Annotated in this window: 18 protein-coding genes and 1 pseudogene; 13 read left to right on the forward strand and 6 right to left on the reverse strand. The window is 73.1% G+C overall.

The features are described from left to right. Positions 1-115: 115 nt before the first annotated feature. Positions 116-1,450 (reverse strand): deoxyguanosinetriphosphate triphosphohydrolase, encoded by a 1,335-nt coding sequence (locus ACFY9V_RS08415; RefSeq protein ID WP_391160221.1) that lies wholly within the window; start codon positions 1,448-1,450, stop codon positions 116-118. 330 nt (positions 1,451-1,780) lie between these two features. Next, complete coding sequence (locus ACFY9V_RS08420) at positions 1,781-2,212, reverse strand: gamma-glutamylcyclotransferase family protein (protein WP_355344710.1); 432 nt, start codon at positions 2,210-2,212, stop codon at positions 1,781-1,783. Positions 2,213-2,351: 139 nt separating this feature from the next. On the opposite strand from ACFY9V_RS08420, the gene ACFY9V_RS08425 reads away from it, so the two are divergent. The 4 genes and pseudogenes from ACFY9V_RS08425 (at position 2,352) to ACFY9V_RS08440 (ending at position 4,492) form a co-directional block, all read left to right on the forward strand. Beyond that, on the forward strand, positions 2,352-3,077 hold the full coding sequence (locus ACFY9V_RS08425) for an ElyC/SanA/YdcF family protein (RefSeq protein WP_355344852.1): 726 nt from the start codon (positions 2,352-2,354) through the stop codon (positions 3,075-3,077). After that, positions 3,007-3,306: pseudogene (locus tag ACFY9V_RS08430) on the forward strand (hypothetical protein); the annotation flags it as partial. The gene ACFY9V_RS08425 and the pseudogene ACFY9V_RS08430, both read left to right, overlap by 71 nt. Positions 3,307-3,350: 44 nt before the next feature. Further along, on the forward strand, positions 3,351-3,986 hold the full coding sequence (locus tag ACFY9V_RS08435) for an FCD domain-containing protein (RefSeq protein ID WP_391160224.1): 636 nt from the start codon (positions 3,351-3,353) through the stop codon (positions 3,984-3,986). Positions 3,987-4,009: 23 nt separating this feature from the next. Next, positions 4,010-4,492: an OsmC family protein gene (locus ACFY9V_RS08440; RefSeq protein WP_355344704.1), complete on the forward strand. Its 483-nt coding sequence runs from the start codon at positions 4,010-4,012 to the stop codon at positions 4,490-4,492. A gap of 8 nt (positions 4,493-4,500) precedes the next feature. Here ACFY9V_RS08440 and ACFY9V_RS08445 read toward each other — a convergent pair whose 3' ends face one another. Continuing rightward, positions 4,501-5,220, reverse strand: a complete 720-nt coding sequence (locus ACFY9V_RS08445) for a hypothetical protein (RefSeq protein WP_391160227.1) — start codon at positions 5,218-5,220, stop codon at positions 4,501-4,503. Between the two features lie 239 nt (positions 5,221-5,459). Here ACFY9V_RS08445 and ACFY9V_RS08450 point away from each other — a divergent pair, with 239 nt between their 5' ends. The 6 genes from ACFY9V_RS08450 (at position 5,460) to ACFY9V_RS08475 (ending at position 12,216) form a co-directional block, all read left to right on the forward strand. Then, positions 5,460-6,569: a LacI family DNA-binding transcriptional regulator gene (locus ACFY9V_RS08450; protein WP_355344695.1), complete on the forward strand. Its 1,110-nt coding sequence runs from the start codon at positions 5,460-5,462 to the stop codon at positions 6,567-6,569. Positions 6,570-6,848: 279 nt separating this feature from the next. Next, positions 6,849-8,291 carry an endo-1,4-beta-xylanase gene (locus ACFY9V_RS08455; protein ID WP_391116662.1) on the forward strand — a complete coding sequence of 481 codons (1,443 nt, stop codon included), beginning with the start codon at positions 6,849-6,851 and terminating at the stop codon, positions 8,289-8,291. 243 nt (positions 8,292-8,534) lie between these two features. Continuing rightward, entirely contained in the window at positions 8,535-9,143 is a 609-nt protein-coding gene (locus ACFY9V_RS08460; RefSeq protein WP_391160229.1) for an isochorismatase family protein, read from the forward strand. Then, positions 9,140-10,066 (forward strand): DJ-1/PfpI family protein, encoded by a 927-nt coding sequence (locus ACFY9V_RS08465; RefSeq protein ID WP_391160231.1) that lies wholly within the window; start codon positions 9,140-9,142, stop codon positions 10,064-10,066. The genes ACFY9V_RS08460 and ACFY9V_RS08465 overlap by 4 nt, the downstream gene beginning before the upstream one ends. A 396-nt stretch (positions 10,067-10,462) precedes the next feature. Beyond that, positions 10,463-11,380, forward strand: coding sequence for an oxidoreductase (locus ACFY9V_RS08470; protein ID WP_391047416.1), 918 nt, complete (start codon positions 10,463-10,465; stop codon positions 11,378-11,380). Between the two features lie 113 nt (positions 11,381-11,493). Next, positions 11,494-12,216, forward strand: a complete 723-nt coding sequence (locus ACFY9V_RS08475; protein ID WP_355344680.1) for a DUF4230 domain-containing protein — start codon at positions 11,494-11,496, stop codon at positions 12,214-12,216. 272 nt (positions 12,217-12,488) lie between these two features. Here the strand turns inward: ACFY9V_RS08475 and ppdK are convergent, their stop codons facing one another. Together ppdK and dusB are read right to left on the reverse strand one after the other, a co-directional pair. Continuing rightward, the gene (gene ppdK, locus ACFY9V_RS08480; RefSeq protein ID WP_391160233.1) at positions 12,489-15,212 is read right to left on the reverse strand and encodes a pyruvate, phosphate dikinase; all 2,724 of its coding nucleotides are present in this window, start codon (positions 15,210-15,212) and stop codon (positions 12,489-12,491) included. A gap of 411 nt (positions 15,213-15,623) precedes the next feature. Beyond that, a complete protein-coding gene (gene dusB / locus ACFY9V_RS08485) occupies positions 15,624-16,781 on the reverse strand; it encodes a tRNA dihydrouridine synthase DusB (RefSeq protein ID WP_391047420.1) in 1,158 nt (385 codons plus the stop codon). 153 nt (positions 16,782-16,934) lie between these two features. Between dusB and ACFY9V_RS08490 the strand changes: the two genes are divergently transcribed. The 3 genes from ACFY9V_RS08490 (at position 16,935) to ACFY9V_RS08500 (ending at position 19,871) form a co-directional block, all read left to right on the forward strand. Continuing rightward, on the forward strand, positions 16,935-18,356 hold the full coding sequence (locus tag ACFY9V_RS08490) for a DHA2 family efflux MFS transporter permease subunit (RefSeq protein WP_391047423.1): 1,422 nt from the start codon (positions 16,935-16,937) through the stop codon (positions 18,354-18,356). After that, positions 18,353-18,934 carry a MarR family transcriptional regulator gene (locus ACFY9V_RS08495; protein ID WP_391160235.1) on the forward strand — a complete coding sequence of 194 codons (582 nt, stop codon included), beginning with the start codon at positions 18,353-18,355 and terminating at the stop codon, positions 18,932-18,934. Before ACFY9V_RS08490 ends, ACFY9V_RS08495 begins: the two co-directional genes overlap by 4 nt. A 121-nt stretch (positions 18,935-19,055) precedes the next feature. After that, the gene (locus ACFY9V_RS08500) at positions 19,056-19,871 is read left to right on the forward strand and encodes a DeoR family transcriptional regulator (RefSeq protein ID WP_391047428.1); all 816 of its coding nucleotides are present in this window, start codon (positions 19,056-19,058) and stop codon (positions 19,869-19,871) included. A 50-nt stretch (positions 19,872-19,921) separates the two neighbouring features. Here the strand turns inward: ACFY9V_RS08500 and ACFY9V_RS08505 are convergent, their stop codons facing one another. After that, positions 19,922-22,828 carry an FAD-linked oxidase C-terminal domain-containing protein gene (locus ACFY9V_RS08505; protein ID WP_391160237.1) on the reverse strand — a complete coding sequence of 969 codons (2,907 nt, stop codon included), beginning with the start codon at positions 22,826-22,828 and terminating at the stop codon, positions 19,922-19,924. Positions 22,829-22,980: the final 152 nt, after the last annotated feature.

Consider the following 22,980-nt stretch of genomic DNA (forward strand, 5'->3'; position numbering starts at 1 on the left):
GGGCCGTCCGGAAGAGCGCCGCGCCGTCCTTCCCCTCGTGCTTCTTCTGCCCAGTGGGCATCCGGCCATATGCCGGGCGGGTATCCCGGCGTACCGGACGCCCCGTTTCCGGCGGTTACGCGTGCAGCCGGGCGTGCAGGGCGGTGGCCGCCGCGTCGGTGAGGGAGGCGATCTGGTCGACGACGGCGCGGCGGCGGGCGCGGTCGTCGGGGGCGGCGTCGAAGATCCCGCGGAACTGCGGGTCAAGGCCCTCGGGGGCCCGCTCCAGCAGCCGCTGCGCCAGCTCGCCGATCACCACGCGCTGCTCGGCCCGGCGCTTGGCCTGCGCGGCGCGCTGCATGACGTACCGGTCGGCGACCGCCTTGAGAACGGCGCATTCGAGCCGCTGCTCGCGCGGCACGACGAGCTCCGCGCGGTAGCGGGTGAGGCGGCCGGTGCCGTAGCGCTCGCGGGTGGCGCTCTCGGCCGCCAGGCAGAAGCGGCCGATGAGCTGGGAGGCGGCGTCCTTGAGCCGCGCCTGGGCGAGGGCGGTGCCGTCGTAGCCGTGCGGCCACCAGGGCTGGTCGAGCAGCCGGTCGAGGGCCGCGGCCAGCTCGGCCGGGTCGGTGCCGGGCGGCACATAGCGGGCGGCGGCGCAGCCGAACACCTCGGCGCGCTCGGGGGCGGAGGTCAGCGCGCCGGGGTCGATGTGCCCGGCCTGGAGGCCGTCCTCCACGTCGTGCACCGAATACGCGACGTCGTCGGCCCAGTCCATGACCTGCGCCTCGAAGCACTGGCGGCCGTCGGGCGCGTCCTTCCGGAGCCAGCCGAAGACCGGCAGGTCGTCCTCGTACGCGCCGAATTTGGGGCTGCCGGGCGTGGTGGGGTGGCCGCCGCGCGCCCACGGGTACTTGGTCGCCGCGTCCAGCGCGGCGCGGGTGAGATTGAGGCCGACGCTGACCAGCGCGTCGCCGCCCGCCGGGTCCGGCACGAATTTCTTCGGCTCGATCCGGGTCAGCAGCCGCAGGCTCTGCGCGTTGCCCTCGAACCCGCCGCAGTCCTCGGCGAATTCGGCCAGGACCAGCTCGCCGTTGTGCCCGAACGGCGGGTGCCCGAGGTCGTGCGCCAGGCACGCCGTCTCCACCAGGTCGGGGTCGCAGCCGAGCGCCGCGCCCAGTTCCCTGCCGACCTGCGCGCACTCCAGCGAGTGCGTCAGCCGGGTGCGCGGGCTGGTGTCGATCGCCGCCGCGCTGTTGACGCCCGGGTCCACGACCTGTGTCTTCCCGGCCAGCCTGCGCAGCGCCGCCGAGTGCAGCACCCGCGCCCGGTCGCGCTGGAACGCCGTACGGCCCGGCCTCTTGTCCGGTTCCGTGACATACCGCTCCATATCGGCCTCGCCGTAGGGCCCGTACCGCTCGTACGGGCCCAGGTGCGCGGATGCCGCCCGCTGTGACCGGTCCTTCTCTTCCATACCCGTGACGGTAACCGGCCCCGGTGACCGGCGGCGTACGCGCGGGTGGCGGACCGGGCGCGCGACCGGCGGCCGGGCCGCCGGGGCCCGCGCTGACCTGCCCCGACGGCGGGCGTCGGCGCCCAGGAGCGTTTCGTCGTACCGGAGGGCTTCGTCGTACCGGCGCAGTACGAGCTCGGCCATCACGTCGTGCGCGCCGAGCGGGGCCGCGGCGATCCAGGGCGCGGCGGCCGAGGTCTGCGCGGCGAAGCGGCCGGGTGCGGTGAAGTACGAGGCGCGCGCCGGATTGCCTCGTCGTTCGCGCGGGCGCGAGAGCCGGTTTCGGTGCTCTCACCCGGCCGCGGGTCCGCTGTGAGGCCACCTTCCGCCGGAGACCCGCTCGCCGGAGAGCAGCAGCTCACGGGCGGTGCGGTCGGCCGCGAAGTACACCCAGGCGGGGGTCGGTCCGCCCGCCGTGCGCACGTACGTACGGCGGCGCTCGTAGAGGTTGGCGGGGGCGCCCGGCGCGTACTCCTCCAGCCGGTCGAGGTCGGCGAGGACGTCCGCGTACCCCTCGGGGCCGACCGCCGTCAGCGCCCCGTGGACGACGCCCTCGCCCGCCGGGTCGGGGACGGCGTACGGGTAGCCGGGGCCGTGGAAGAGCAGCGCGCCGGGCAGTTCGGCCGGTGTCCAGGTCAGGGCTCGGCCGCGCAGCACACCGTGGTTGCGCCCGCCGGGCAGCAGCGTGCCGTAGAGGAAGAAGGGGAGGCGGGGGTCGGTCACGCGGGCGCTCCGGGGGCGTTGTCAGTGGTGGGTCCTACTGTGATCCATAACGCAACCGGGCGGGGGTGTCCGGCGTCGGTCACGGAGGGGGCACGGGTCGGCGAGGGGCGGGTGCGATGACGGGTCAGGGGGTGGCGGTATGACGTGGGCGCGGACGTGGGGGGCGCGGGTCCGGGGGTGGAAGCCGTCATGGGCGCGGTTGCCGCGCACACGGCGGGGGTGGCGGCGGCTGCTGCGGTGGAGCGTGGCCGTGTGCGTGCTGGCGCTGCTGCCCGCGACGTGGCTGCGGCTGGCCGACGGCGGGCGCGTCCGCACGCTTGCCGACGTGCCGAAGGAGCCGGTGGCCGTGGTCTTCGGCGCCGGGCTCTGGGACGGTAAGCCGTCGCCGTATCTGGCGCACCGGCTGGACGCGGCGGCGACGCTGTACCGGACGGGCCGGATACGCGTGGTGCTGGTCACCGGCGACAACAGCCGTACGTCGTACAACGAGCCGGGTGCCATGCGCACCTACCTGGCCGCGCACGGCGTGCCCGCCGACAAGGTCGTCCTGGACTACGCGGGCTTCGACACCTGGGACTCGTGCAGCCGCGCCAAGCGCGTCTTCGGGGTCGACCGGGCCGTCCTGGTCAGCCAGGACTTCCACATACGCAGGGCCCTGGCGCTCTGCGAGGCCGCCGGGATCGACGCCTACGGGATCGCCGTCGACGAGCCGCACGACGCCACCTGGTACGCGGGCGGCGTACGGGAGTTGCTGGCCGCGGGCAAGGCGGCGGCGGACGTGGTGATTCGCCCGAATCCGCACTTCCTGGGGCCGCGCGAGCCGGGGGTCGCACGCGCCCTCACCGCGGGCGGGGCCGTGCGCTGAGGCGGACGGGCCGGAGGTGGTGGAGCGGACGGCGTTCCCGGTGAACCGGGGGGCGTGGTGCGGCAAGGGCCGCGCCTCGACCGAGGTGCTGTCCACGGCGGTGCGGCTGACCGGGCCGCTGGTACGGGGCGCGGACGGCGAGTCGGCGCCCGCGAGCTGGGAAGAGGCGCTGGATCGGGTCGCGGCGGGGCCGCTGCGGGTCCGGGCGGAGAAGTACGCCCCGGCCCTCCGTATGCATTGCATGCAATGCATACGGAAGCTAGCCTCGGCCGTGTGCAGCAGACCGATGCCGCCCGCGCGCGGCTGCGTGACCTGATCCTGGACGGCGCCTACGCGCCGGGCCAGCGGCTCACCGAGACCGAGGTCGCGCTGTCGCTGGAGATGAGCAGGACGCCGGTGCGCGAGGCGTTCCGCGCGCTGGTCGCCGACGGGCTGGTCCACTCGGCGGGGCGCGGTGTGCGGGTGGTCGCGCTGGACGCGGAGGCGCTGCGCCACGCCTACCAGGTGCGGGCCGCCCTGGAGGCGCTCACCGCCGAGCTGGCCGCCGGGCGCCAGGCCGAGGGCCGGATCGCCCCCGCCGACCTGGCCGAGCTGGTCCGCGAGGCGGACCGTACGGAAGAGGCCACGCTGGCCGGGCGCCTCGCCGAGGCCGTCGCCCACAACCGCCGCTTCCACGGCCGGATCGCCGTACTCGCCGCGAACCCCGTGGCGCTCGCCTCGCTCGACCGGCTGTGGGACCAGATCCTCGTCTCCACCCGTGCCTCCCTCGACCCGCCCCACCGGCCCGCCCAGGTCAACGCCCAGCACCGGGAGCTGCTGGCCGCGATCACCGGGGGCCGGGCGCGCGAGGCGGCCGAGGCGGCCCGCCGCCACGTTCTGGACACCTGCGGCGCCCGATCCACCGACTGAGCGACCCGAAGGGACATCGAGCCATGCCGTCAGCCCGTCAGCACTCCTACGAGACCGAGGTCGTCTGGACCGGCAACCGCGGCACGGGCACCAGCTCCTACCGCGACTACGACCGTACGCACGAGGTCACCGCGGCCGGACTCCCCGCCATCTCCGGCTCCGCCGACCGCGCCTTCCGCGGTGACGCCGGCCGCTGGAACCCCGAGCAGCTGCTCCTCGCCGCGCTCTCCCAGTGCCACCTGCTGTCGTACCTCCACGTCTGCGCCGTCAACGGCGTGGTCGTCACCGGCTACACCGACCACGCGACCGGCACGATGCGGGAGACCGGCGACGGCGGCGGCCACTTCACCGAAGCCGTGCTCCGGCCCGCCGTCGAGGTCGCCTCCCCCGCGATGGCCGCCGCCGCCCAGGCCCTCCACGAGGAGGCCCAACGGCTGTGCTTCATCGCCAACTCGGTGAACTTCCCGGTGCGGCACGAGCCGTCGGTGACGGTCTCGGCCCCATGAGCGTCCGGTTACGCGCCCGGTGCGGTGCCGGGTGCGGCCTCGGGGTCGTCGTCCCCGTCCCCGTCCCCGTCCGCTTCGGCGTCGCCGACCGTCAGCGTCCTCGTCACGTAGCTGTAGCCGTCCTCGTCCTCGGGGTCCTCGTCCTGCGGCCACAGGCGGACCGCCCGGCCGCCCGCCGCCCGGATCGCCGCGCCGTCCAGTTCCACCGACGCTTCACGCACCCCGGCGTCGAGCCACGAGGTGAAGACGGTCACCGGGCCGTCCGGCGGCAGCGGATACGTCCAGAAGCTCGCCTCCCATGTCAGACCGCTGCCGCCGCCGCCCTGGCTGATCAGGCGGATCGCCTCCGTGTCGTCGTCGCCCGGCCAGGGCACCGGCATCCCGCCCTGCGTCGCGACGCGTCGGCCGTCCGCGTACCGCAGGCCGAGCCGCAGATTGCTCTGCGGCTCGGGCGGACGCAGCGGGTTGGACCGGCCGTCGAGGGGATTGCCCAGCCAGGCGCCGTTGGCCGGGGTCCTTCGCAGGACCGCGCGCAGGTGGAACACGAAGCCGTTGGGGTACGCCCGCAGCCCGCCGATCCAGACCGCCGCCCGGTCCGAGCGCAGCAGCACCACGTCACCCGGCACCGACGCGGGAAGCACGTAGACGGACCGTTCCCACGGGGGACGCGGCCGGGGCTCCGGCTCCGGCGCGGTCGGCGGTTCTGGCACGTCCTGGAAGAAGCTCATCCCGTCACCGTCGCACCCTCCCTCCCCCTGCCGCCCGCCCGGAATCGGCCATGCCACCCCCGTTTCCGGCCGCGTGGGCGTCACGGCTGGCCGTGCGGCTCCCCGCGCCCCGAGGGGCACAGCCAAGCGGTGAGGGACGACACGGAGAATGATTCGAGTCGCTTACCGATCGTTGCCGGGAAAACAGGGGGCGCCCCGGGGTCGGACGGATGGGGCGGCGGCGGGCTACGATCGCAGGCATGAGCGCCGCAGACGTACCGTCCAGGACAGCCGACCAGCCCGATACGCCGTCGAACGGCGCGGCGGGAGCGGCGGGCCGCGCGAGCGCGGGCGGAAACGCGGGCGGCAGCGCCGGCGCGGCCACCCTCGCCGAGATCGCCCGGGCCGCGGGCGTCTCGGCTCCGACTGTTTCGAAGGTGCTCAACGGCCGCGGCGATGTCGCGCCCGCCACGCGGAGCAGGGTGGAGGAGCTGCTGCGCCTCCACGGCTACCAGCGGCGGCGCGGCAACGCGCAGCCCGCGCCGCTGCTCGACCTGGTCTTCCACGAGCTGGAGAGCGCGTGGGCGATGGAGGTCATCCGGGGTGTGGAGAACGTGGCGCGGGTCGAGGGCCTGAGCGTGGTGCTCTCGGAGTCGGCGGGCCGCCTGAGCCCCGGTCAGACGTGGGTGGACGGGGTGCTGGCCCGGCGTCCGACCGGCGTCATCCTCGTACTGTCCGGGCTCGACCCGGCCCAGCGGGCGCAGCTCACCAGCCGGGACATCCCGTTCGTGGTGATGGACCCGGCGGGCGACCCCGGCGAGGACGTGCCCGCGATCGGGGCGACCAACTGGCAGGGCGGGGTGGCCGCCACCCGGCACCTGCTGGAGCTGGGGCACCGGCGGATCGGTGTGATCGGCGGCCCGGCGGGGATGATGTGCAGCCGGGCCAGGATCGACGGGTACCGCGCCGCGCTGGAGACCGCGGGGGTCGCCTTCGACCCGGCGCTGGTCAGGGCGGGCGACTTCCACCACGAGGCCGGTTACACCGCGGGACTCGAACTGCTGCGGCTGCCGGAGCGGCCCACGGCCGTCTTCACCGGCAACGACCTCCAGGCGCTCGGACTGTACGAGGCGGCGCGCGAGCTGGGGCTGAGCATTCCGGGCGACGTGAGCGTGATCGGCTTCGATGACCTGCCGCTGTCGCGCTGGATCAGCCCGCCGCTGACCACGGTCAGGCAGCCGCTGACCGAGATGGCGGAGGCCGCCGCCCGGCTGGTGCTCGACCTGAGCCGCGGCAAGCAGCCGAGCACCCTACGGGTGGATCTGGCGACCCGGCTGGTGGAGCGCAGCAGCACGCAGTCCCCCGCCTAGGCGTCCTCGCGCGCCCGCACGCTCACCCACCCGCGAGCCCGCGCGCCCGCCCGCACGCCCGCACGCCCGCACGCCGAGGCGTACGCGTACCGCCCCGTCCGAAGTGCGGTGATTGCCGGGGGTGTTGACGGCCGGGTGGGGTGCCCGTAGGGTCTGCGCCGCAGTCGGAATTCGTATCGAAACATTCGATGCGTTCCTCCCTCGTCCCACGCGCATCGCTCGCAACCACGCGTACCGAACTGCCTGCTCCAATCCCCCACTTGGAAGAGGTATTCACACATGTTCTCCAAGCGAGCCCTCAGATCCGCCATCGGCGGATCCGGCGCGGCGCTGCTGGCGGCGACGGCGGCGCTGATCGCCGTCACCGTGCCGTCGGCGCACGCCGCGGACCCGCCGCTGCGCGACCTGGCCGCGGCCAAGGGCATCTACATGGGCACCGCCCTGACCGCGAGCGAGGCCACGGGTGCCAGCGGGCCCATCGCGGGCGCCCAGTTCGGCATGGTCACTCCCGGCAACGAGATGAAGTGGGACACCGTCGAGCCGAGCCGCGGCACGTACAACTGGGCGCCGGGCGACTCGATCGTCAACTTCGCGCAGGCGCACAACATGCAGGTCCGCGGCCACAATCTGGTGTGGCACAGCCAGCTCCCCAACTGGCTGACCTCCGGCAGCTTCAGCAACACCGAGCTGCACAACATCCTGATCAAGCACGTCACCGACGAGGCCACGCACTACAAGGGCAAGGTCGTCCACTGGGACGTGGTCAACGAGCCGTTCAACGAGGACGGCACCTTCCGCCAGGACCTCTGGTACAACCAGCTCGGCTCGTCGTACATCGCGGACGCGTTCACGGCCGCCCGCGCCGCCGACCCGGGCGCCAAGCTCTACCTCAACGACTACAACGTCGAGGGCACGGGCCCCAAGAGCGACGGCATGTACAACCTGGTCAAGTCGCTGAAGCAGCAGGGCGTTCCGATCGACGGCGTCGGCTTCCAGGCGCACCTGATCCTCGGCCAGGTGCCGTCGACCTTCAAGGCCAACCTCCAGCGCTTCGCCGACCTCGGCGTGGACGTGGCCATCACCGAGCTGGACATCCGGATGCAGACCCCGTCGGACGCCGCCAGGCTCCAGCAGCAGGCCAATGACTACACCTCGGTGGTCAACGCCTGCCTGGGCGTGTCGCGTTGTGTGGGCATCACGGTGTGGGGCGTCTCCGACGCGACCTCGTGGATCCCGGGTGTCTTCCCCGGCCAGGGCGCGGCTCTGCTGTACGACGACAACTACCAGCCCAAGCCCGCCTACACCGCGGTGCGTACGGCGCTCGGCGGCAGCACGACCACCACACCGCCGACCACACCGCCCACCACGCCCCCGACCACTCCGCCCACCACACCGCCCGGCGGTGGCGGCTGCGCGGTGACATACGGGGTCAACCAGTGGAACACCGGCTTCACCGCGAATCTGACGGTGAAGAACAACGGCTCCGCGCCGGTCAACGGCTGGACGCTGAAGTGGACTTTCGCGCCGGGCCAGACGGTCACGCAGGCGTGGAACGCGACGGTCACCCAGAGCGGCACCGCGGCGACGGCCACGAATCTGTCCTACAACGGGACGATCGCGGCGGGCGGCACGGTGGACTTCGGCTTCAACGCCAACTGGTCGGGCAGTAACCCGAAGCCGACCGGCTTCACTCTCAACGGCGCCGCCTGCACGGTGAGTTGAGAGCCGGGCGAGCGGGCGGCTACTCCTCGACGACCGGATGCACCGGCACCGCCACCGCGTCGTCGTCGAGACACCGCCCGCTCGCCGAACGCGGCGATGTCGAGGGGCGGGGCGGCGTCGGGCGGCCCGCGGGCGAGTCCGACGCGGGGGCGTACCCCGGTGCCCCGCCGCGTGACCGGATCGTTCCGCAGCGGGGCATGATCGGGTCTACCCGCGGGCCCGCGCCGGAGGCACGATCGAGTCATGGCTGACAACACGAACCCCGCGAGCGCGACCGCGCTCATCGTCATCGACGTCCAGGAGTCCTTCCGGCAGCGGGAGAGCTGGCAGGCCGCGTCCGACCCCGAGGTGGCCACGCGGGTGGCACGGCTGGTCGACCACGCCCGCGAGCAGGGGCACCCGGTGATCTGGGTGCTGCACTCCGAGCCGGGCTCGAACACGGTCTTCGACCCGGAGAGCGGCCACGTACGGCTGATCGACGGGCTGACCCGCGCCGAGGGCGAGCCGCTGCTCACCAAGACCGCGCACAACGCCTTCACGACCACGAATCTCCAGCAGATCCTCACCGCGCGCGGCATCCGCTCGCTGATCACCTGCGGCATCCGCACCGAGCAGTGCGTGGAGACCACGACGCGGCTGGCCTCCGACCTCGGCTACGACGTCACCTTCGTGGTGGACGCGACCGCCACCGAGCCGATCGAGCACCGCGACGCGCCGGCGGGCCGCCCGCTCGCCGAGGTGCTGGCCGACCCGCGCACGCTGCTCCCGGCGGACATCATCGCGCGCACCGAGTACGCTCTCGCGGGCCGCTTCGCCACCGTCTCGACCGTCAAGGAGCTGACCGGATCGTGACCCGGGTCGTCTTCCTGCTCGTGCCCCACCTGCATCTGCTCGACCTCGCGGGCCCCGCCCAGGTGTTCTCGACGGCCGCCGACTACGGCCTCGGGTACCGGCTGGACTACGTCGCCGAGCGGGAAGACGTCCCCACCGCCCAAGGGGTCGCGCTGCGCGCGGCCACCGAGCCGCCCGCGCTGACGGCCGACGACCTGATCGTCGTACCGGGCTGGCGGGCCCACACGCTGCACGAGAACGGCGCGCTCACGCCCGCGACCCTGGAGTGGCTGCGCGCGCACCACGCGGGCGGCGGCACCGTCGCCAGCGTGTGCGCGGGGGCGGACGCGCTCGGCCGGGCCGGGCTGCTCGACGGCCGCCGCTGCACCACCCACCACGACGTGCAGGACGAACTCGCCCGCGACTATCCGCGGGCCACCGTCGTACGCGACGTCCTCTACGTCGTGGACGACCGCGTCGTCAGCTCCGCCGGGATCGCCAGCGGCATCGACCTCGCGCTGCACATGGTCGCCGTCCGCCACGGGCCGGGCGCCGCTGCCCGCGTCGCCCGGCAGATGGTCGTCTACGCCCGGCGCAACGGCGACGAGCTCCAGACCAGCGCCATGCTCCGGCACCGCGGGCACCTCAGCGACGCCGTGCACCGGGCCCAGGATCTGATCGACGCCCGCTTCGCCCACCACCTCGCCCTCGCCGACCTCGCCGCCTCCACCGGGCTCAGCGAGCGCACCCTCACGCGGCGCTTCACCGCCTCCACCGGGCTCACGCCGCTCCGCTACCAACAGGAGCTGCGCATCGAGCGCGCCGAGCATCTCATCGGGCAGGGGGCCACGCTCGAAGCCGCGGCCCGCGCCGTGGGTTTCCAGGACGCCCGCATGCTCCGGCGCCTCCGCGCCCGCCGGCGCCCGGACCTCGCCTCCGCGTGAGGCGGCGGTCCCTTTCGCGCTCACCTTGCGCACGGCTCGTGCCCCGTAAGGGCGCGGGGAACTGCGCGGGCCACCCCCACCGGCCGGTGGTCCGGGACCAACGAACTGCCCCGCTGGGACGGGTGGTGACCTGCGGGAGCGCGGTGGCTGGTCGCGCAGTTCCCCGCGCCCCTAAAGATCGGCCCACCGCCCGCAGCAGAGGAACCGTCCCGGGGCCGCGCCCCCGGAAAGACCGGCGCGCCGCCCAGCGCAGAGGAACCGCCCGAGGCCGCGCCCCTGAAGATCGGCCCACCGCCCGCCGCGAAAGAACCGTCCAGGACGGGACCCTACGGGGGCACCGTACGCTGCCAGGGGCCCTACCCTGACGGGTAGTCAGGTGTGAGGGAGGGGGACGTCATGAGCTGGACGGCGGAAAGCGTTCCGGACCAGTCCGGAAGGACGGCCGTGGTGACGGGCGCGAACACCGGCATCGGTTACTGCACGGCCAGGGAACTGGCCCGCCGCGGCGCCCGCGTGACGCTGGCGTGCCGGGACGCGGAGCGCGCGACGGCGGCGCTGAAGCGCCTCCAGGCCGAAGTGCCCAACGCCCAGGCGGTGTTCAGGCCGCTGGACCTGGCCGACCTGGGAAGCGTGCGGGCGTTCGCGGAGGCGTACGAGGAGCCGTCGCTGGACCTGCTGGTCAACAACGCCGGGGTGATGGCACTGCCGTACGGCCTGACGTACGACGGCTTCGAGAAGCAGTTCGGGGTGAACCACCTGGGGCACTTCGCGCTGACGGGCCTGCTGCTGCCACGGCTGCGCGAGGCGGACCGCGGGGCCCGGATCGTCGTGGTGTCGAGCGTGGCGCACGTGCTGGCCGGGGTGCGTCTCGGCGACCTCAACGCAACCCGCGGGTACCGCCGTTGGACGGCGTACGGCCAGTCGAAGAGCGCGAATCTGCTCTTCGTGCACGAGCTGTCGCGGCGGCTCGCGGCGGCCGGTTCGGGGATCGTGGCCGCGGCGGCGCACCCCGGTTACGCGGCGACGGACCTGCACACGCGCGGGGCGCTGATGGAGGGCCGCAGGGGCGTGGAGCGCGTCTACGTCTTCGGCAACCGGCTGCTGGCGCAGTCGGCCGAGCGCGGGGCGCTGCCCACGCTCTACGCGGCGACGGCGCCCGGTGTCGCCCCCGACTCCTTCACCGGCCCGCGCGCGCCGGGCCTGCGCGGCGCGCCCGCCCGCGCCTGGCGGCTGCCCAGGACCCGTGACGACGTGACCGGCGAGCTGCTGTGGGAGGCGTCGGAGCGGCTGACAGGGGTCACGTACGCCCTGTGAGCCGCCGGGCGCGACCCCCGGACCGGCCGTACCAACTCACCTATGTCGAGCGCACGTTCGGCTCATGGAATCGCCGAGCGCGGGTACCCGGCACTTCAGGAGGTGACGCGGTCATGGCGATCAGTGGTGCTGCGGGACGTATGCCCTGGTGGGCGCGGACAGCTATCGGAGTGGTCGTACTCGCGCTGCTGTTCCTGTTGCTCGGCAAGGCCAATCTGCTGCCCGGTATACCGAATCCGTTCGCGGAGAAGGACAAGGACCGCAGCGGTCCCGTCCTGTTGAAGTCCATCCAGGACATGAACCGCTTCGAGGGCGCGAGCGGCAACTTCGAGGTCGTCGTCGACCTGGAGAAGGACGCCAAATTCCTGCCGTCCGCGGTGCGCGGCAAGCGCACGCTGTACGTCGGCGCGGGCAGCGTCGACGCGTACGTCGATCTCGGTTCCGTCGGCAACGACGCGGTGAAGGTCTCCGCCGACCGCAAGTCCGCGACGATCCGCCTGCCGCACGCGGCACTTGAGCGGACCTCGCTGGACACCAAGCATTCCTACGTCGTCTCGCAGCAGCGCGGCTTCTTCGACCGGATCGGCGACTTCTTCGGCGACAACCCGGGCAACGCCCAGCAGCTCAACGAGCTGGCCGCGCAGAAGATCCAGGACGCCGCTAAGCAGACCGAGTTGGGCGCGCGGGCCGAGACCAACACCAAATTCATGCTGGAGCACCTGCTGACCTCGCTCGGCTTCGAGCACGTGAACGTCGTCTTCGGCCCGCCCCCGAAGACCGCCCCGACGCCCAGCGGCAGCGCGACTCCCACCACGGCCAGCCCCACGTCCTCCTGACCCCGTCTCAAACGGTCGCCTGGGCCGCACCGCTACGGTGCGGCCCCGGCGACCTTCTTTGTGCTCATCGCGGGTGCGCGCCTCGGATCGTGGGCGTGGGACGCCGTGGCGCCGGCATGGCCGGGCCGTGCCCCGGCGTACGTGAGAGCGCCGGGGGCGGCGCTTCCGCACGAAGCGTCGCCCCCGGCGGGGTGGGGTCGGGAACGGGTCGCCGGTCGGTGAGGGTGCCCCCAGGGCAAGGGGCGTCCGGCGGCGGTCCGGGCCCGGCCCGGTCAGGTGGTCGGCGTGGGGGGACGGGCGGCGGCGCGGCCGGCCTCCAGGCGGGCGACGGGGATGCGGAAGGGCGAGCAGGAGACGTAGTCGAGCCCGACGTCGTGGAAGAAGTGGACGGACTCGGGGTCGCCGCCGTGCTCGCCGCAGATGCCGAGCTTGAGGCCGGGGCGGGTGGCGCGGCCGGCCTCGCAGGCGGAGCGGACCAGCGCGCCGACGCCGTCGCGGTCGATGGTCTCGAACGGGGAGACGCCGAAGATGCCCTTCTCCAGGTAGGCGGTGAAGAAGGACGCCTCGACGTCGTCGCGGGAGAAGCCCCACACGGTCTGGGTGAGGTCGTTGGTGCCGAAGGAGAAGAACTCGGCGGCCTCCGCGATCTGACCGGCCGTCAGCGCGGCGCGCGGCAGCTCGATCATCGTGCCGATGGCCATGCCGAGCGAGGCGCCGGTGGCCGCCTCGACCTCGGCGATGACGCGGTCCGCCTCCTCGCGGACGATCTCCAGTTCCTGCACGGTGCCGACCAGCGGGATCATCACCTCGGGGCGCGGGTCGCCCTTGACGGACTTGCGGTGCGCCGCCGCCTCCGCGATGGCCCGTACCTGCATGGCGAACAGGCCGGGGATGACCAGGCCGAGGCGTACGCCGCGCAGGCCCAGCATCGGGTTCTGCTCATGGAGCTTGTGAACGGCCTGGAGCAGCCGCAGGTCGTTCTCGTTGGCGTCCCTGCGGGACTCGGCGAGCGCGACCCGTACCGACAACTCCGTGATGTCGGGCAGGAATTCGTGCAGCGGCGGATCCAGCAGCCGTACGGTCACCGGCAGTCCGTCCATCGACTCGAACAGCTCGATGAAGTCGGCCTTTTGCAGCGGCAGCAGCGCGCCGAGCGCCTCTTCCCGCTCGGTGTCGGTGTCGGCGAGGACCAGCCGCTCGACCAGCTCGCGGCGCTCGCCGAGGAACATGTGCTCGGTACGGCACAGGCCGATGCCCTGCGCGCCGAAGCGGCGGGCGCGGTTGGCGTCCTCGGCGTTGTCGGCGTTGGCGCGTACTCGCAGCCGGCGGACCCGGTCGGCGTACGCCATGATCCGGTGCACCGCCTGGACGAGTCCGTCGGCCTCGTCGGCCCCCGCGTGCATGCGGCCCTCGAAGTACTCGACCACCGGGGACGGCACGACGGGCACCTCGCCGACGTACACCTTGCCCGAGGAGCCGTCGATCGAGATGAGGTCGCCCTCCTCTATCACCACGCCCCCCGGCGCGGTCAGCCGTCGCCGCTTGGTGTCGACCTCCAGCTCCTCGGCGCCGCACACGCAGGTCTTGCCCATCCCGCGGGCGACGACGGCGGCGTGCGAGGTCTTGCCGCCGCGGCTGGTGAGGATGCCCTCGGCGGCGATCATGCCGTTGAGGTCGTCGGGGTTGGTCTCGCGGCGGATCAGGATGACCTTCTCGCCGGACCGCGACCACTTGACGGCGGTGTACGAGTCGAAGACCGCCTTGCCGACGGCGGCGCCGGGCGAGGCCGCGATGCCCCAGCCGATCCGGCGTACGTTCCCGCTGTCGGCAACCGTGTCGTCGAAGCGCGGGAACATGAGCTGCGCCAACTGCGCGCCGTTGACCCGTTGCAGCGCCTCCGCCTCGCTGATCAGGCCCTGGTCGACGAGCTGGGTGGCGATCCTGAAGGCCGCCGCCGCGGTCCGCTTGCCGACCCGGGTCTGGAGCATCCACAGCTTGCCGCGCTCGATGGTGAACTCGATGTCGCACAGGTCGCGGTAGTGCGTCTCCAGCGTCTCCATGATCGAGATGAGCTGGTCGTACGACGCCTTGTCGATGCCTTCGAGGTCGGCGAGCGGCACGGTGTTGCGGATACCGGCGACGACGTCCTCGCCCTGGGCGTTCTGCAAATAGTCGCCGTACGTGCCCTGGTGGCCGCTGGCCGGGTCGCGGGTGAAGGCGACGCCGGTGCCGGAGTCAGGGCCGAGGTTGCCGAAGACCATCGAGCAGACGGTGACGGCGGTGCCCAGGTCGCCGGGGATACGTTCCTGGCGGCGGTAGAGCTTGGCGCGCTCGGTGTTCCAGGAGTCGAAGACCGCGCGCACGGCGAGGTCCATCTGCTCGCGCGGCTCCTGCGGGAAGTCCCGGCCGGCCTCCTTGGCGACGATCGCCTTGAAGTCGTCCACGAGCTGTCGCAGATCGGCCGCGTCCAGACCGAGGTCGCTGTCCGCGCCCTTGTGCCGCTTGGCCTCGTCCAGCGCGTCCTCGAAGAGGTCGCCGTCCACGCCGAGCACGGTCTTGCCGAACATCTGCACAAGACGCCGGTAGGAGTCCCACGCGAAGCGCTCGTTGCCCGCCTGCTGGGCGAGCCCGGCGACCGACGCGTCGGACAGGCCGATGTTGAGGACGGTGTCCATCATGCCGGGCATGGAGAACTTCGCGCCCGAGCGGACCGAGACCAGCAGCGGGTCGTCCGGCTGGCCGAGCTTCTTGCCCATCCGCTGTTCCAGCGCGTCGAGGTGCGCACTCACCTCGTCGCGCAGCGCGGAGGGTTCCGCGCCGGTTTCCAGATAGACCCTGCACGCCTCGGTGGTGATGGTGAAACCCGGAGGGACGGGCAGGCCGAGGTTGGTCATCTCGGCGAGGTTCGCTCCCTTGCCGCCGAGCAGGTCCTTGAGGTCTTTGTTGCCCTCAGTGAAGTCGTAGACGAACTTCTGCTTCTTCTGTCGTGCCGACACGGGACTCGACTCCTCGCGACCGGGATGCCCTGACGGCGGGGAGCGTACCCAGGTCGAAGGCGCCGCAGTGCGTCCATGACCTCGACACACGGCGGTAACCGCCCGTCTGCCGGTGTCTCCCGGGCGGGGGGCTCGCCGGCCGGTGTTCGCGCTCCGTTCACGAGTCGAACGGACGGTTTCACTCCGGTGGCCGCTTCGGCGACTCGGTCTACGGAGCGTCACGTGGCGCCTTGGCGCGTGGACACAGCGGGGGTGGCACCGCGTGCCATGCCTTCGGAAGGTGCGACACCCCTCTTCGCGCTCGTTTGAGCGCAAGCCCTATCAATCGTGGCGCGAATCACGCCTCGCGTCTCACATGCTGGACGGCGGCCAGGGCCCGCTCCGGCCGTGGGCGGCCGGCGTTCCCGGACGTTAGCCGCCCGAAGTGTCGGATTCGGCGTCCTCCGTGAGCACGGCGCAGTCGTACGGGTCGTTGAGCCAGCCGTCCGGGAGAACGACCCGCTTGCCGGGGGCGGTACGGCCGCGCGGGCCGTCGGCGTGCGCGGGCCAGGGCTGGGTGAGGTCGAGGCCGCCGAGGTGCTCGTCCATCTCGGCCAGCGACGAGGCCGTGGCCAGCGCCCGGCGCGCGTCCGAGCCGACTGAGAAGCCCTTGGTGTACCAGGGCACGTGCTTGCGGAAGTCGACGACACCGCGTGCCTCGTCCCCGATCCACTCCCCCAGCAGCTCCGCGTGCCGCCGCATCACCCGCGCGACCTGCCCGAAGTCGGGGGTGGCGGGCGCGGCGCCGCCCTCGAAGGCGGCGACCAGGTCGCCGAAGAGCCAGGGCCGCCCGAGGCACCCCCGGCCGACCACGACACCGTCGCAGCCGGTCTCCCGCATCATCCGTACCGCGTCGTCCGCGCACCAGATGTCGCCGTTGCCGAGCACCGGGATCTCGGGCACGTGCTCCTTGAGCCGCGCGATGGCGTCCCAGTCGGCGGTGCCGCCGTAGTGCTGGGCGGCGGTGCGGCCGTGCAGCGCGACCGCCGTCACGCCCTCCTCGACCGCGATCCGGCCCGCGTCGAGATACGTGAGGTGGTCGTCGTCGATGCCCTTGCGCATCTTGATGGTGACCGGCAGGTCGCCCGCGTTGCCGACCGCCTCGCGCAGGATCGCCCGCAGCAGATTGCGCTTGAAGGGCAGCGCGGACCCGCCGCCCTTGCGGGTCACCTTCGGCACCGGGCAGCCGAAGTTGAGGTCGATGTGGTCGGCCAGATCCTCGTCCACGATCATCCGCACGGCCTTGCCGACGGTCGCCGGGTCGACACCGTAGAGCTGGATGGAGCGCGGTGTCTCCGAGGCGTCGAAGTGGATGAGGTGCATGGTCTTCTCATTGCGCTCGACCAGCGCGCGCGTCGTGATCATCTCGCTGACGAACAGCCCCTTGCCGCCGCTGAACTCGCGGCAGAGCGTGCGGAAGGGCGCGTTGGTGATGCCCGCCATCGGGGCGAGCACGACCGGCGGCCACACGGCGTGCGGGCCGATCCGGAGGGTTTCCGGGCGGGTGAGCGTGGCGGCGTCAGCGGTCATGCCGTCCATTGTCGCGTACTCGCGCACGGCCCTCGGCCGAGATTGGTTGTACGATCAAAATGATTCTGGTCGTACAATCGTTGGTGTCAGCACCTATGACGCCGCCCCGTACCGGCGACGAGCGCCAAGAACCGACAAGAGGAGCCCGGACGCATGCCTGAGCTGACGCACCGGCGTCGGATGCTCATCCTGGGGATCTGCTGCATGAGCCTGCTGATCGTCAGCCTGGACAACACGATCCTGAACGTGGCGCTGCCGTCGATGAGGCGGGACTTCCACGCCTCCGTCTCCGGCCTCCAGTGGACGATCGACGCGTATCTGGTGGTGATCGCCTCACTGCTGCTGCTCTCCGGCTCCACGGCCGACCGGCTCGGCCGGAAGAAGATCTTCCGGATCGGGCTGGTCTTCTTCACGCTCGGTTCGCTGCTGTGCAGCCTCGCGCCCGGTCTCGGCTGGCTGATCGCCTTCCGGATGATCCAGGCGGTCGGCGGCTCCATGCTCAACCCGGTGGCGATGTCGATCATCACCAACACCTTCACCGACGCCCGCGAACGGGCCCGCGCCATCGGCGTGTGGGGCGGTGTCGTCGGGATCAGCATGGCGGCCGGACCGATCGTCGGCGGCGCGCTGGTGGAGACCGTCGGCTGGCGGTCGATCTTCTGGATCAACCTGCCGGTGGGCGTGCTCGCCCTGATCCTCACCTCGCGCTACATCCCCGAGTCCCGCGCGCCCCGGCCGCGCCGCGTCGACCCGGTTGGCCAGGTGCTGGTCATCGCGCTGCTGGGCTCGCTCACTTACGGCATCATCGAGGGCTCGGGCGCGGGCTGGACCTCCCCGCTGATCGTCGGCTGCTTCGTCGTCACGGTGCTCGCGCTGCTCGGCCTGACGCGGTACGAGAAGCGGCGCACCGACCCGCTGATCGACGTGCGCTTCTTCCGCAGCGCGCCCTTCAGCGGCGCGACCCTCATCGCGGTCAGCGGCTTCGCCGCGCTCGGCGGCTTCCTCTTCCTCAACACCCTCTACCTCCAGGACGACCGGGGCCTGTCCGCCCTCGACGCCGGGCTCTACATGCTGCCGATGGCCGTGATGTGCCTGGTCTTCGCGCCGCTGTCCGGGCGGCTGGTCGCCTCGCGCGGCCCGCGCCTGCCGCTGGTGCTCGCCGGTCTCACCATGACGGCCAGCGGCGTGATCTTCGCGGTGCTGGACGCCGAGTCGTCCAACGCCCTGCTGTTCACCTCCTACGTCCTGTTCGGCATCGGCTTCGGCCTGGTCAACGCCCCGATCACCAACACCGCGGTGTCCGGCATGCCCCGCGCCCAGGCCGGGGTCGCGGCGGCCGTGGCGTCCACCAGCCGCCAGATCGGCCAGTCGCTGGGCGTCGCCGTGATCGGCGCCGCGCTGGCCGCCGGAATGCAGACCACCGCCTGGTGGATCATCTCGGGCTGCGGCGCCTCCGTCCTGCTCATCGGTACGCTCACCACCGGACGCTGGGCCCGCGGTACGGCCGAACGCGCGGCCGATCTGCTCGTGCCCGAAGAAGACGACACCCCCCGAATCCCGGTGAGCACCTCATGACGACGACGCCAGAAGCCACGAGTTCCGTCGGTACGGTCTCCGGTCCTACGGTCTCCGCCGGTCGTACGGCCTCCGCCGACGCTGTCACCGTTGACGCTGCCTCCGTTGACGCTGCCTCCGGCGGGGAAACCGGCCGTACGGACACGGTCGGCCCGGCGGACACGGCCGATGCCACCGCGGAGCGGATCTGGCGCAATCTGCGCACCTACGTACTGGAGCGCAACGAGCGCCGCAAGGAGACCTCGGAAGCGCTGGGCATGAGCTTCTTCCGGGTCAAGGTGCTGCGCCGGGTCGCCGCTTCTCCCGCCCGGCTCAGCGAGTTGGCGGCCGAGCTCTCCTCCGACCGCCCGTACACGACGCTGGTGGTGGACGACCTCGCCAAGCGCGGTCTGGTCGAGCGGCACGAACACCCCGCGGACCGGCGCTCCAAGATCGTGACGGCCACCGCCGAGGGCCACGCCGCCGCGGATCGCGCCAACGCCATCATGGGCGCCCCGCCGGAGTCGCTGAGCGCCCTGTCGGCCGCCGATCTGACGGCGCTCGACCGCATCGTGGCGGCCCTGGCGGCCCTGGACTGAGCCCGCCTCGACCACCGCTTCGACCGCGGCTTCAGCCGCCGCCGCGGCCACCGTTTCAGCCGCCGCCGCGACCGGCTGGCTGTCCCCGTCCCCAAGGGGGTGATGGTCTAAGGTCTGGACGGTGACGCCAGAAGCCGATGACCGCGCTGCCGAGGAGGCCAGGCCCGCGTTCCCCACCGAGCGCCGACGGGCCCTGGTGGAACTGCTCAGGGAGCGGCGCAGGCTGACCGTCGTGGAGATCTCGGAGCGGTTCCAGGTCACCGCGGAGACGGTGCGCAGGGACCTGGTGGAGCTGGAGCAGACCGGCGCGCTGCGCCGGGTGCACGGCGGCGCGATCCTGCTGGACAACGAGCACGGCATCCCCGGTCTCGCCCAGCGCACCCGGATCATGGCCGAGGAGAAGACGGCGATCGGCGCGGCGGCGCTCGCGCACATGCCGACCGGCGGCGCGGTGCTCATCGACGCGGGCAGCACCACCGGACGGCTCGCCGATCTCTACGCCGGCGGGCCGCAGTTGGTGGTGATGACCAACTCACTGCCCATCGCCGTCACGATGACCGGCAAGCCGGGCGCGGCCGTCTACACGACCGGCGGGCGCGTCCGCAACGACACGCTCGCCGAGGTCGAGATGCTGACGCTGCGGGCGCTGGACGAGGTCAAGGTCGACGTCGCGTTCCTGGGCACCTCGGGGATAACGGTGGACCACGGCTTCTCCACCTCGGACGTCTCGGAGAGCGCCGTCAAGCGGACGATGATGGCCTCCGCCCGGCGGGTCGTGGTGCTGTGCGACCACTCGAAGATCGGCACCGCGCTGTTCTCCCGTTTCGCGCCCGTGGACGGCCCCGACCTGCTGATCACCGACTCGGGGATCAGCGCCACGCAGCTCGCGGAACTGCGCGGCGCCGGCCTTGAGGTGCAGGTGGCCGAGCCGGTCTGACGTCGTCACGGCGTCGCCCGCACAACCGTCGCCCCCCTGACCGTCCCCCCTTAACCGTCGTCGCCGTCCTCCACCGCCCGGCCGTCGGACGCGTCGAGCGCGGACGCGAGCAGTTGGGCCAGGTGGACCGCTCCGGCACCGGCCGCGAGGTCGTCGATCTGGGTGCGGCAGGAGAATCCGTCGGCCAGCACCGGGCCGGTGCGCTCCGCCGTCTCCAGCGCGGGCAGCAGCGCGGTCCGCGCGACGGCCACCGAGACGTCGTAATGGCCGCGCTCCACACCGAAGTTGCCCGCGAGTCCGCAGCAGCCGCCGACCGCCGTGACGTCGGCGCCCGCCGTGCGCAGCAGTTCCTCGTCCGCCCGCCAGCCCATCACCGCCCGCTGGTGGCAGTGCGGTTGGGCGACGGTCCGGACGCCCGACAGGTCCGGGGGGCTCCAGCCGGGCGTACGGCTCAGCAACTCGGCCAGGGTGACGGTGAGATCGGCCACCCGCCGCGCCCTGGGGTCGTCGGGCAGCAGCTCGACGCCGTCCCGGCGCAGCACGGACGTGCACGACGGTTCGAGGCCGACGATGGGCACACCGTCGGCGACGGCCGGCTCAAGTGCCGTGTACGTACGGCGCAGTTGTCGGCGTGCGCCGTCGAGCTGGCCGGTGGAGATCCAGGTCAGCCCGCAGCAGACCTGACGGCCGGTCAACTCGACGGCGTATCCGGCCTGTTCCAGTACGCGAACGGCCGCCGTGCCGACCTCGGGCGAGAACGACTGGGTGAAGCTGTCCGCCCACAGCAGCACGCGGGGGCGGGACGTGCGCGGGCCTCGGGCGTCGCGGTCGGCGCGGGCGTCGCGGTCGGCGCGGAAGGACGCCCGGAAGGTGCGGCGGGCGAAGCGGGGCAGCCCGCGCCGTCCGTCGATCCCGCCGAGCCGCTTGACCAGCGCGCCGACCCACCGGTTGCCGAGCAGCGCGTTGCTGACACCGGCCAGCCGGGTGGCGAGCCCGGCGGTGCGCGGCAGCCAGCCCAGCGAGTAGTGCGTCACCGGGCGGAGCCTGCGCCGGTAGCGCTGGTGCAGCACCTCCGCCTTGTACGTGGCCATGTCGACGCCCGCCGGGCAGTCGCTCGAACACGCCTTGCACGACAGGCACATGTCCAGTGCCTCGTGCACCGCCGGGTCGGCCCAGCCGCCGTCCACCAGGTCGCCCCTGATCATCTCCTGGAGCAGCCGGGCCCGGCCGCGGGTGGAGTGCCGCTCCTCCCCCGTCGCGAGGTACGACGGGCACATCGCGCCGCCCGAGGTCGTGAGGTCGGCGCGGCACTTGCCGACCCCGACGCAGCGGTGGACGGCGCGGGTGAGGTCGCCGGAGTCGTGCGGGTAGGCGAACGCGCCGGTGACGACGGGCAGTTGCGGCCGGACCCGCAGGTCGGCGTCGAGCGGCGCCGGGTCGACCAGCACACCGGGGTTGAGCAGGGCGCCGGGGTCCCAGACCGCCTTGACCGCGGCGGCGGCGCCCAGCGCGGCGGGCGAGTACATCCGGGCGAGCAATTCGCCGCGGGCGCGGCCGTCGCCGTGCTCGCCCGACATCGAGCCGCCGTGCGCTGCCACCAGGTCGGCGGCGTCCTCGAGGAACGCCCGCATCCGGGCCGCGCCGCCCTCGTCCCGCAGACCGAAGTCGAAGCGGCCGTGCACACAGCCGTCGCCGAAGTGCCCGTACAGCAGGCCGTCGTAGTGGTGCTGCCCGAGCAGCGCGTCCAGGTCCCGCAGGTAGGCCCCGAGCCGTTCCGGCGGTACGGCGGCGTCCTCCCAGCCGGGCCAGGCGTCGGCCCCGCCGGGCGTGCGGCCCGCCAGGCCCACACCGTCGGTACGAATCCGCCACAGCGCGGCGATCCGGCCGGGGTCGGTCACCACCTGGCCGTCCACCGCGCCGGACGCGGCCAGTACGGCGCGGGCCGCGTGCTCCGCCTCCGCGAGGCTCGCGCCGCCGGTCTCCACCAGCAGCCAGCCCGCGCCGCGCGGCAGCGCGGGCACGGCGGCGGCCCCCTTACGGCGGACCACGACCTCGACCAGCCGCCGGTCCATGCCCTCGACGGCCAGCGGGCCCAGGGCCACCAGCGCCGGGGTCGCGTCGGCGGCGGCGGGCATGTCGGGGAAGCCGAGCACCGCGAGCGCGCGGGCGGCGGGCCCGGGCACCAGCCGTACGGTGGCGTCGAGCACCAGCGCCAGGGTGCCTTCCGAGCCGACGAGCGAACTCATCACGTCGAAGCCGCGCTCGGGCAGCAGCGCGTCCAGCGCGTAGCCGGACGCCTGGCGCGGGAAGCGGCCGTACTCGGTCCGCAGGACGGCCAGGTGCGCGTCGGCCGTCTGCCGCAGCCGGGTGTTCAACTCCGCGTCCGACGTACCGTGCTGATTGGCCGTCACCTGGCGGCCGTCGGCCAGCAGCAGCCGGGCGGACACCACATTGTCACGGGTGTTGCCCCAGGCCACGGCGTGCGCGCCGCAGGCGTTGTTGCCGATCATCCCGCCGATGGTGCAGCGGTCCGCGGTCGACGGGTCGGGCCCGAGCAGCAGGCCGTGCGGCGCGGCCTCGCGCTGGAGGCGGGCCTGGACCGTACCGGCGCCCACGGTCGCGGTACGGCGCTCGGGGTCGATCTCGGCGACCGCGTCGAGCGCGGTGAGGTCGAGGACCACGCCGGGGCCGATCGCGTTGCCCGCGACCGAGGTTCCGGCGCCGCGTGCCACCACGGACAGCCCGAGCCGGTGGCAGTGGGCGACGGTGTCGACGGCGTGCGCCGCCGACTCCGCGCGCACCACGGCGACCGGGGGCACCCGGTAGTTGGACGCGTCGGAGGAGTACAGCGCACGGGTGCCCGCGTCCAACCGCACGCTGGGGCCGAGCAGTTCGCGCAGGCGGCGGGCGCCGCCCGCCGCGTCGTCCGGCCCGTGGGGTGCGTTCGGCTTGTCCATCGCGTTCGTTCCGTTCCTGTCGTCGCTTCCCCGCCGCGTCCGGACGGCGGGGCCACGAGGTCGTCGCCGCGAGGTCGTGTCCCGCCGCCGTCACCACGACGGCGGCACCCCGCGGCCGGCGGGGGCGTCGGTACCGGTCCCGCCCACCTCTT

The organism is Streptomyces sp. NPDC008317 (assembly GCF_042955955.1).
Taxonomy (GTDB): domain Bacteria; phylum Actinomycetota; class Actinomycetes; order Streptomycetales; family Streptomycetaceae; genus Actinacidiphila.